At 32.4% G+C, this 10,075-nt stretch carries 8 protein-coding genes; all 8 read left to right on the top strand.

Annotated elements, in window-relative coordinates; genetic code table 11:
- On the top strand, positions 1–709 hold a 709-nt coding region (locus P8M54_RS12360), incomplete at its 5' end, for an HAD-IC family P-type ATPase (RefSeq protein ID WP_300288216.1).
- 108 nt (positions 710–817) lie between these two features.
- The gene (locus P8M54_RS12355; protein ID WP_300288214.1) at positions 818–3,310 is read left to right on the top strand and encodes a heavy metal translocating P-type ATPase; all 2,493 of its coding nucleotides are present in this window, start codon (positions 818–820) and stop codon (positions 3,308–3,310) included.
- 111 nt (positions 3,311–3,421) lie between these two features.
- Positions 3,422–3,811, top strand: coding sequence for a hypothetical protein (locus tag P8M54_RS12350; protein WP_300288213.1), 390 nt, complete (start codon positions 3,422–3,424; stop codon positions 3,809–3,811).
- 242 nt (positions 3,812–4,053) lie between these two features.
- Entirely contained in the window at positions 4,054–4,482 is a 429-nt protein-coding gene (locus P8M54_RS12345; RefSeq protein WP_300288212.1) for a hypothetical protein, read from the top strand.
- A gap of 37 nt (positions 4,483–4,519) precedes the next feature.
- The gene (locus P8M54_RS12340) at positions 4,520–4,720 is read left to right on the top strand and encodes a hypothetical protein (RefSeq protein ID WP_300288211.1); all 201 of its coding nucleotides are present in this window, start codon (positions 4,520–4,522) and stop codon (positions 4,718–4,720) included.
- Positions 4,721–4,791: 71 nt separating this feature from the next.
- Positions 4,792–5,475, top strand: coding sequence for a HupE/UreJ family protein (locus P8M54_RS12335; RefSeq protein ID WP_300288210.1), 684 nt, complete (start codon positions 4,792–4,794; stop codon positions 5,473–5,475).
- Between the two features lie 13 nt (positions 5,476–5,488).
- Positions 5,489–6,112 (top strand): hypothetical protein, encoded by a 624-nt coding sequence (locus P8M54_RS12330; protein WP_300288209.1) that lies wholly within the window; start codon positions 5,489–5,491, stop codon positions 6,110–6,112.
- A 30-nt stretch (positions 6,113–6,142) separates the two neighbouring features.
- On the top strand, positions 6,143–10,075 hold a 3,933-nt coding region (locus tag P8M54_RS12325; protein WP_300288208.1), incomplete at its 3' end, for a CusA/CzcA family heavy metal efflux RND transporter.

Raw genomic sequence — 10,075 nt, 5'->3', positions numbered from 1 at the left:
AAATGTAGAAGGGAAAGAAGTAAAAGTGGTTAGTCCAGGTTATTTAAGAGATGAAAAAATAGAGATTCCAAAAGATGCCTATAGTGATGCTGCTGAAACCGTAGTATTTGTATTGATTGATGGAAAATTAGCAGGATATATTGCACTTGCTGATGAGATTAGACCAGAATCTGCTGAATCTATAAAGACCTTTAAAAAGAACAACATCAAAGTATTTATGGCAACTGGAGACAATGAAAAAACAGCAAAAGCCGTTAGTGATAAACTTGGTTTAGATGGTTATTTTGCAGAAGTATTACCTCATCAAAAGGTAGAAATTGTTAAAGATCTACAAAGTAAAGGTGAATTTGTTGCCATGACTGGTGATGGAGTTAATGACGCTCCTGCTTTAGCTCAAGCCAATGTAGGTATAGCGGTTGGTTCTGGTTCTGATATTGCTGCCGAAACTGCCGATATTATTTTGGTAAACAGCAATCCAAAAGATATTGCTAATTTAATTTTGTTTGGTAAAGCTACCTACCGTAAGATGATTCAAAATCTTCTATGGGCTACAGCCTATAATGTAGTAACCATTCCTCTTGCAGCTGGGGTATTGTATTCCTCTGGATTCGTTTTAGGCCCTGCGGTTGGTGCTGTTTTTATGAGCTTGAGTACAATTATTGTCGCTATTCGTGCGCAACTTTTAAATAGGAGTATAAGTAAAAAATAAGATGCTGTTTTTTAAAGTATATTAATGTAAATTGTAAGTTGAAATTTAGAAGGAATGAAAAAATAAATAATTCAAAAGAAACATAAATAAAAAACATATTCAGATAAAATGATACATACATACCACATTCACGGAATGACCTGCAACGGTTGTAGAAGTCACGTTGAAGACATACTTTCTAAAATAAAAGGAGTTTCAAAAGTTACTATAGATTTAGAAAAAGAGGAGGCTATCATCGAAACGGAAGAACATTTTCCCATCGAAAAATACCAAGAAGCATTAAAAAAAGATAGCGACACTTACAGCATCCACAATATTGATGACCTTCCAAAAAAAGATAAGGATTCCACTTCCGTGGAAATAAAAAAGGTAAATGGCAACGGAAAATATTATTGTCCAATGCATTGCGAAGGCGAGAAACTATATGATAAGGCGGGAGACTGCCCTGTATGCGGCATGGATTTAGTACAGCAACCGAGTTTGATACAAAGTCACCAATATACTTGTCCGATGCATCCTGAAATTATTCGTGATGAATCTGGTTCATGTCCTATTTGCGGTATGGATTTAGTTCCTATGGAACCAAGCGAATCTGAAGACCAAAAATCCTATAAAGATTTGGTCAGAAAAATGAAGATTTCATTAGTTTTTACGATCCCTGTTTTTTTAATCGCCATGTCAGAAATGATTCCAAACAATCCCTTAGAAAAAATAATGGGCATTGAAAAATGGAATTGGGTGCAATTTTTCCTTTCAATTCCAGTAGTTTTTTACGCTTGTTGGATATTTTTTGTTCGTGCTTGGAAATCGATTGTTACTTGGAATTTAAATATGTTTACGCTAATCGGTATCGGAACTGGAGTTGCATTTCTATTTAGTATTTTCGGATTGTTTTTTCCAGATGTTTTCCCAGCAGAATTCAAAACGGCACAAGGTACAGTTCATTTGTATTTTGAAGCGACAGTCGTGATTTTGACTTTGGTTTTATTAGGACAATTAATGGAAGCCAAAGCGCACAGTCAAACTAGTGGTGCCATAAAAGCATTGCTGAAATTAGCGCCTTCTGAAGCGATTTTAGTCATTGATGGAGAAGATAAAGTGGTTTCAATTCACGATATTAAAAAAGGCGATTTATTGCGTGTAAAACCAGGTGATAAAATTCCTGTGGACGGAAAAATTCAAGCTGGAAGTAGTAGCGTTGATGAATCGATGATTACAGGAGAGCCCATTCCTGTCGATAAAGAAGAAGGAGATACAGTAACTTCAGGAACCATAAACGGAAATAAATCGTTTGTAATGGTCGCCGAAAAAGTTGGCTCAGAAACTTTACTATCACAAATTGTGCAAATGGTAAGTGATGCCAGTCGTTCTCGTGCGCCAATTCAAAAACTAGCCGATAGCATTGCCAAATATTTCGTTCCTATAGTAGTTTTAATTTCTATAACTACATTTTTTGTTTGGTTTTTCTTTGGTCCAGAACCAGCAATGGTTTACGGGTTTATCAATGCCATTGCAGTTCTAATTATTGCTTGTCCTTGTGCTTTAGGTTTGGCAACGCCAATGTCCGTTATGGTAGGTGTTGGTAAGGGAGCACAAAACGGAATCCTGATAAAAAATGCCGAAGCATTAGAGAATATGAACAAAATAAATGTTCTAATAACCGATAAAACAGGAACCATTACCGAAGGAAAGCCATCGGTTGAAAAAGTAGTTTCTACCACTAATGAAGAGGAAAAAGTATTGCAAATCATCGCTTCTATAAATCAATATAGTGAACATCCTTTGGCAGAAGCCGTAGTCAATTATGCCAAAAGCAAAAATATAAAATTGAGTGAAGTCAGAGATTTTGAAAATGTTACTGGAAAAGGAGTAACTGGAACGGTCGATGGTAAAAAAGTAGCATTAGGAAACAAAAAACTAATGGAACAAACCAAAGCAAATGTTGATTCGGCTGTCGAAAATTCTATTTTTGAAGAACAAAAACTAGGAAAAACTGTCTCTTATATTGCAGTCGACAATATAGTCGTAGGTTTTGTTTGTATCACAGATGCTATAAAATCATCGAGTGTTGCAGCTATAAAGGAGCTTATGAATCAAGGAATTGAAGTAATTATGATGACTGGAGATAACGAAAATACCGCAAAATCAGTAGCAGATCAATTGGGTTTGTCAGCATTCAAAGCAGGTTGTTTGCCCGAAGATAAATTAAACGAAATCAAAAAATTACAATCTCAAGGAAAAATTGTAGCCATGGCGGGTGACGGAATAAATGATGCTCCAGCTTTGGCGCAAGCAGATATTGGAATTGCGATGGGCACGGGAACAGATGTAGCAATTGAAAGCGCCAAAATAACTTTGGTAAAAGGCGATTTACATGGTATTGTTAAAGCTAAAAACTTGAGTCATGCAGTAATGAGAAATATCAAGCAAAATTTATTTTTTGCATTTCTTTACAATGCATTGGGAGTACCAATTGCAGCAGGATTATTGTACCCGTTTTTTGGAATTTTACTATCGCCTATGATTGCAGCTTTAGCGATGAGTTTTAGTTCAGTTTCTGTTATTTTAAATGCTCTAAGATTAAGAAGTATAAACATTTAAGAACGAAAAGCCTTCATATTACTAAAATAATAGTAAGACATAAATTGTAGTAACTGAAATTTTATATACAAACATACCTGTTTTTAAAACAAACACCTTATCTTTACAAACGTGAAAAAAATAATTTCTATAGCTTTTATATGTATATTTCTATGTGCCAACACAGAAATAGGACAGTTATTGAAATTAGCCAACTTGATCGAACACTTCACAAATCATCATGAGGAATATAATAATCATAATATTTCTTTATTAGATTTTATAAAAGTTCATTATGGTGATGAAAAGCATGATTCTGATAATAAAGAAAATAATCATCAAAATCTACCTTTTAAAACAATTAATTCAAATGTAAATACTGTCCTTGCTTTTGAAAACCATAAAATGTTTTCATTCTGCAAGCCAAACATTATTTCCGTAAAACGTACTGTACCTTTCAGTCCGGATTTATATATATCCAGTGTTTTTGCCTCTATCTGGCTTCCACCTAAGTTAAGTTAATAAATTTATTTTAAATTGTAATAAGTTATATTTTAATTATATCTAATTACTCATTTAAGATTTGTTTTGCTATATACCTATAGCAAGCAAGTGCTTATCCCAATTTTTTTACTTTTTACTAAATGCTTAAGGGTTTTATGTTTTCTAATAACTGAAATCCTTTAAAAATTCAAAAAACTCTTTTGTTGTTTTTTGTGCTGCCTTGTAATGAAATCAAATTTATTAACGCTAAAATATCCGTAATGGAAAAAATTAAATCAATCGCAATTGGCATATTCTTGCTTATTGCAGGAACAACAATTTCTAATGCACAAGTCAACGAAAACCAATCCAAAGGACCACATAACGGAGTCATACAAAATGCAGGAGACTACAATATCGAAATGATTGAAGGAGAAAAAAACTGTAGTTTTTACGTATTAGATACTAAAGGAAAAATTGTTTCAAACAAAGGGGTTATTGGAACTGTAACGTTCGAATTATTTAATAAAACAAAAACAACGACCCCGATTTCTCTAAACTCAAATAATGTTCTTTTTGTTGAGGTTCCCAGAGCTAGTATTTATACCTATTGCATCATTTCAGTAATTGTTAAAGGAAAAACAATTACTTCTAGATTTAGAAACAACCAACTCTCTGAACAAGATATTAATCATGGACACCAACATTAACTCAATTTTATTAAACTTTATAAAACATATTTAAATTATGAAAAAAGAATTTATCATAGTGGCTTTTGTATTTGGAATTTTAACGTCTTGTAACAAAAAAGTTAACAACGAAACCGAAAGTACTGACACAACAGAACATGCCCATGGAAACACAGATAATGCTAATCAAGTTACAATAGATAGTACTAATATAATGGACCTTGACAAAGCTGATGCGGTTCACGGACATGAACATTAATATAGTTTAACAGACTACTTCTCTACCGTCAATTATGGTAGTGAAGTAGTATTTAAAAGAAAATTAAAATTATGAAATCAAAAAAAATAATATTCCTTGTTTTACTACTTTTTGTAGGTATCTCAAGTGTTTTTGCCCACGGAGTTGATGAAAATACGCAAACTTTTTTAACTGGAAATGATGGCGTAGCTTTTGGTCCATTTCTTTATATTGGTGCTAAACATATGCTTACTGGTTATGATCATTTACTTTTTTTAGTTGGTGTTATCTTTTTCTTATATCGACCTAAAGAAGTTTTTTTATATGTAAGTTTTTTCACAATCGGTCATAGCACAACCTTATTGTTGGGTGTTATGAGTGGTATATCCATTAACGCTTTTTTAATTGATGCAATCATTGCACTATCAATAATTTATAAAGGGTTTGATAACTTAGGTGGTTTTAAGAGATTTTTCGGTAAACAACCCAATACAAAAGTAGCCGTTTTAATTTTCGGATTATTCCACGGTTTTGGACTAGCCAGTAAACTTCAGGATTTCAAATTTGAAAAAGAAGGTTTATTTACAAATCTGCTTGGTTTCAACATTGGTGTCGAAATAGGTCAGTTTATCGCACTAACTTTTGTATTGATTCTTATTACAATATGGCGTAGATATCCAAGTTTCATTAAATTTTCAACATTCACAAATACCATGCTTATAGCTGCTGGATTTGTATTATTAGGGTATCAATTAACAGGTTATTTTACATCTTAAAAAAAATTAAATAATGTCAGAAATAAATCATCAAATAGTAGAAAAAAAAGAAATTATCAAAGCGGTCTTATTTGCTTTAGTTTTAGGGATAGTCATTTTATTTAGTGCCGTTTTACCCGCTGAATATGGTGTAGATCCAGTAGGAACAGGAAAATTGTTTGGCTTCGATAAACTTTATGTTCCAGAAGATATGCCTGATAACTTTGCAACAACAACAGGAAAAACATTTCCTCTAATCAAAATGGACAAAGCTGGTTCTGGACCGGAAGTAAAAATACCAGTCGAAGTAGATAATCCTGCTCCAGAAAAACAATTTACTGAAAGAGAAGATACTATTGAAGTAATTGTACCGGCAGGAAAAGGAATTGAATATAAAATTTATATGCTAAAATATGGCAAGATGAAATACGAGTGGACAACAGATAAAGAAACTGTTTATTTAGATTTTCATGGTGAAGTAAAACAAGAGAAGGAAGTTACTGATGTCTATTTTGAAAGTTATACCCTGGCCTATTCTAATAATATGGTAGGAACCTTTTATGCTCCTTTTGAAGGTAAGCACGGGTGGTTTTTCAGGAATAATAATAACAAAGACATTACTATTACTCTAAAATTAAAAGGACAATATTCTATGTAACTATAGAGTATTCTTAAATCTTAAAAAATTATGCTAAATAAAATAATAGAATTTTCTATAAAAAACAAGCTCATTGTTGGGTTATTTACAATGGTGCTTATTGGGTATGGTATTTTCCAATTCACAAAATTACCAATAGATGCTGTTCCTGATATTACAGACAATCAGGTTCAAGTTATCACATCTGCTCCATCATTAGGAGCAACAGATATTGAACGGTTGATCACATTTCCAATCGAACAAGTCAATAGCAACATTCCTGGACTGAAAGAAATTCGTAGTTTCTCACGTTTTGGTTTATCAGTTGTAACTATTGTCTTTGATGATGCAACCGATGTGTATTGGGCACGTCAACAAGTAACCGAAAGATTAAGTGCTGTCAAAGAACTAATACCAAAAGGTATCGGTTCTCCTACATTGGCTCCCGTAACTACTGGTTTAGGTGAAATTTACCAATATGTAGTTAGACCAAAACCTGGTTTTGAAAAAAAATATGATGTAACTGAGTTGCGAACTATACAAGATTGGATTGTTCGTCGTCAATTACTAAGTGTTGAAGGGGTTGCAGAGGTTAGTAGTTTTGGAGGAAAATTAAAACAGTATGAAATTGCTATTGACCCTAATAAATTACAATCTAACAATATCACCATATCTGATGTTTTTACAGCTTTAGAAAAAAATAATCAGAATACTGGAGGTGCTTATATTGAAAAAGGACCAACAGTTTTATACATTAGAAGCGAAGGATTAATCAATACAATCGAAAATATAAAAGATATTTCTATTAAAAATATTAATAGCGGAAGTCCTTTATTTATTCGTGATGTTGCCGAAGTTAGCATTGGTAGTGCTATACGATACGGTGCAATGACTTTTAACAAAAAAGGTGCTCCGTCTGAAGAAGTTTCGGGTGCAGTTGTTATGATGCTAAAAGGTGCAAATAGTAATATTGTAATCAAAGATATTAAGGAAAGAATTGAACAAATTCAAAAGACCTTGCCAGAAGGTGTAATTGTTGAACCATTTCTAGACAGAACTAAAATGGTAAATAATTCAATTGCTACTGTAGGTAAAAATCTTATTGAAGGAGCGTTAATTGTACTATTAGTATTAATCTTTTTTTTAGGAAATGTAAGAGCTGGTTTAATTGTAGCCTCTGTCATACCGTTAGCAATGTTATTTGCTGTAATACTAATGAATTTATTTGGCGTAAGTGGAAATTTAATGAGTTTAGGTGCATTAGATTTTGGTCTAATAGTAGATGGTGCCGTAATTATTGTTGAAGCCTGTTTATTTAGTTTACACAGCCGCAAGCAAGGAGAGGTATCTCAACATGAAATGGATAAAACAGTTTTAGAAACTTCAGTAAGAATGCGGAATGTTGCGGTTTTTGGAGAACTTATTATCTTGATTGTTTATATTCCAATTTTTACTTTACGTGGTATTGAAGGTAAAATGTTTTTACCGATGGCACAAACAATTGCATTTGCTTTGTTTGGTGCTTTTGTTTTGTCATTGACTTATATTCCTATGATGACAGCTTTGTTTTTGAATAAAAAAATAACACATAAACAAAACTTCTCAGATAGAATGATGTTAAAATTAGAAAACTTCTATCAACCATTATTAGAAAAAATGCTCTCTATTCCAAGAATAATAATTGGAACAACTTTATCACTATTTGTTTTAGCAATTATTACACTTTCTTTTATGGGTGGTGAATTTATGCCGTCATTAGAAGAAGGTGATTTTGCAGTAGAAACTCGCGTTCTACCAGGAAGTAATTTGCAAACATCTATGAAGGCTATTTCACAAGGCTCAAAAATACTATTAGATAAATTTCCAGAAATACAAAAAATTGTAGGAAAAACAGGTAGTAGTGAAGTGCCAACTGATCCAATGCCAATTGATGCGAGCGATATGATGATTATTCTTAAAGATAAGTCAGAATGGACATCTGCATCAACTTTCAATGAATTATCTGAAAAAATGGCAAAGGAACTTGAAGCTGTCCCAGGGGTATCTTTTGGATTTCAATATCCCGTACAAATGCGTTTCAACGAATTAATGACTGGTGCAAGACAAGATGTTGTATGTAAAATCTTTGGTGCAAATCTAGATACATTGGCTGTATATGCTAATAAATTAGGGAAAATTGTAAATACCGTTGAAGGTACTTCCGATCTTTATGTAGAAACTGTTACAGGAATGCCACAAATCGTAATTGATTATAATCGTCAGGCAATTGCACAGTATGATTTAAATATCGAAGACATAAACAAGATTGTTAATACAGCTTTTGCTGGACAGAGTACAGGATTAATTTATGAAGATGAAAAACGTTTTGATTTAGTTGTTCGTTTAGCTGGTGAAAAAAGAAAAGAGTTAGCAGACGTACAAAATTTATTAATTCCTTTAGCAAACGGGATGCAAATTCCTTTATCTCAACTAGCAAAAGTAGAAATCACAGAAGGACCAAATCAAATACAAAGGGAAGATGCAAAACGTAGAATTGTAGTTGGGTTTAATGTTCGTGGTCGAGATGTGCAAAGCATTGTTACAGAATTACAAAAAAAGGTCAATTCACAAATAAAATTCCCTGCAGGTTATTACCCTACTTATGGTGGTGCATTTGAAAACTTAAATGCAGCTAAACAACGTTTAATGATTGCTGTTCCAGTATCATTGATATTGATTTTTATCTTACTGTATTTTGCCTTCAAATCTGTTAAACAGGGACTATTAATTTATTCTGCTATACCATTATCAATGATTGGGGGGATATTTTTTCTAGCAATGCGTGGAATGCCATTTAGTATCAGCGCTGGAGTTGGTTTTATAGCTTTATTTGGTGTTGCTGTTTTGAACGGGTTGGTCTTAATAGCTGAATTCAATCGAATAAAAAAATCAGGAGAAACCAATTTAAAATCAATAGTTCTACAAGGTACTAGAGTTCGTTTACGACCGGTATTAATGACAGCACTTGTTGCATCATTAGGTTTCTTACCAATGGCTCTTAGTAACGGTTCAGGTGCAGAAGTACAAAAACCACTAGCAACAGTAGTAATTGGTGGATTGATTGTAGCAACATTTCTAACATTATTCGTTTTACCAATTTTATATATTATGTTCGAAAAAGGAATTAAAATAAAAGCAAAAAAGATAAAACCCATTACAACAATTATTTTATTTGGATTTTTCTTTTCTTTTCAAAATGTGAATGCACAAGAAAAAATTTCAATTGACAAAGCCATTGAAACTGCATTGCAAAATAATTTAAATGCAAAAAATCAAAAACTGAACTCTGAGTATTTACAAAAAATGACCAAAACTGGATATGATATTCCAAATATTGGAATTATTTCTGAATATGGTCAATTCAATAGTAATATTAATGATCTTAAAGTCGGTGTTTCACAAAATATTAAATTTCCAACGATTTATAAACGCCAAAAACAGCTATTAGTAGAACAAGCTAAAATAGGTGAATGGAACGAAGCTTTACAAAAGAAAGAATTGATCAAAAATGTAACAAGCGTATTTTATGAATTAATTTATTTAAAAGAAAAAGAGAAATTATTACTTAAAAGTGATAGTATCTATTCAGATTTTTTAAAAAAATCAACCTTACGTTTTGATAAAGGTCAGAGTAATGTGCTAGAAAAAGCAACGGCCGAAAACCAATCGGGTCAAATAAAAATTCAGTTACAAGAAGTACAAAGCGATTATAAGATAGTAGTATCTAAATTTAAAATGCTGTTAAATGTTGATATAGATTTCATTCCTCTTTCAGCTAATATTAAAATGAATTTTGACGAAAGATTAACGAGTAATGAAGTGACGAATTATCCCAGCATCAAATTGTTTGAACAAGAACTAGCTACCAATAAAGCGGAAATTTCCCTAGAAAAATCCAAAAAACTACCTGAATTACTTGGCGGTGTTTATTGGCAAACTTTCAAA

This window comes from Flavobacterium sp. (assembly GCF_029242675.1).
GTDB lineage: Bacteria > Bacteroidota > Bacteroidia > Flavobacteriales > Flavobacteriaceae > Flavobacterium.
Note: the sequence above shows the minus strand (reverse complement) of the source record. Positions and strands in the feature narration are given on the sequence as shown.

Excerpts from the sequence above, each read along its gene's own strand:
- P8M54_RS12330 (WP_300288209.1), top strand. The coding sequence starts at position 5,489 with ATGTCAGAAATAAATCATCAAATAGTAGAAAAAAAAGAAATTATCAAA.
- P8M54_RS12335 (WP_300288210.1), top strand. The coding sequence starts at position 4,792 with ATGAAATCAAAAAAAATAATATTCCTTGTTTTACTACTTTTTGTAGGT.
- P8M54_RS12340 (WP_300288211.1), top strand. The coding sequence starts at position 4,520 with ATGAAAAAAGAATTTATCATAGTGGCTTTTGTATTTGGAATTTTAACG.
- P8M54_RS12345 (WP_300288212.1), top strand. The coding sequence starts at position 4,054 with ATGGAAAAAATTAAATCAATCGCAATTGGCATATTCTTGCTTATTGCA.
- P8M54_RS12355 (WP_300288214.1), top strand. The coding sequence starts at position 818 with ATGATACATACATACCACATTCACGGAATGACCTGCAACGGTTGTAGA.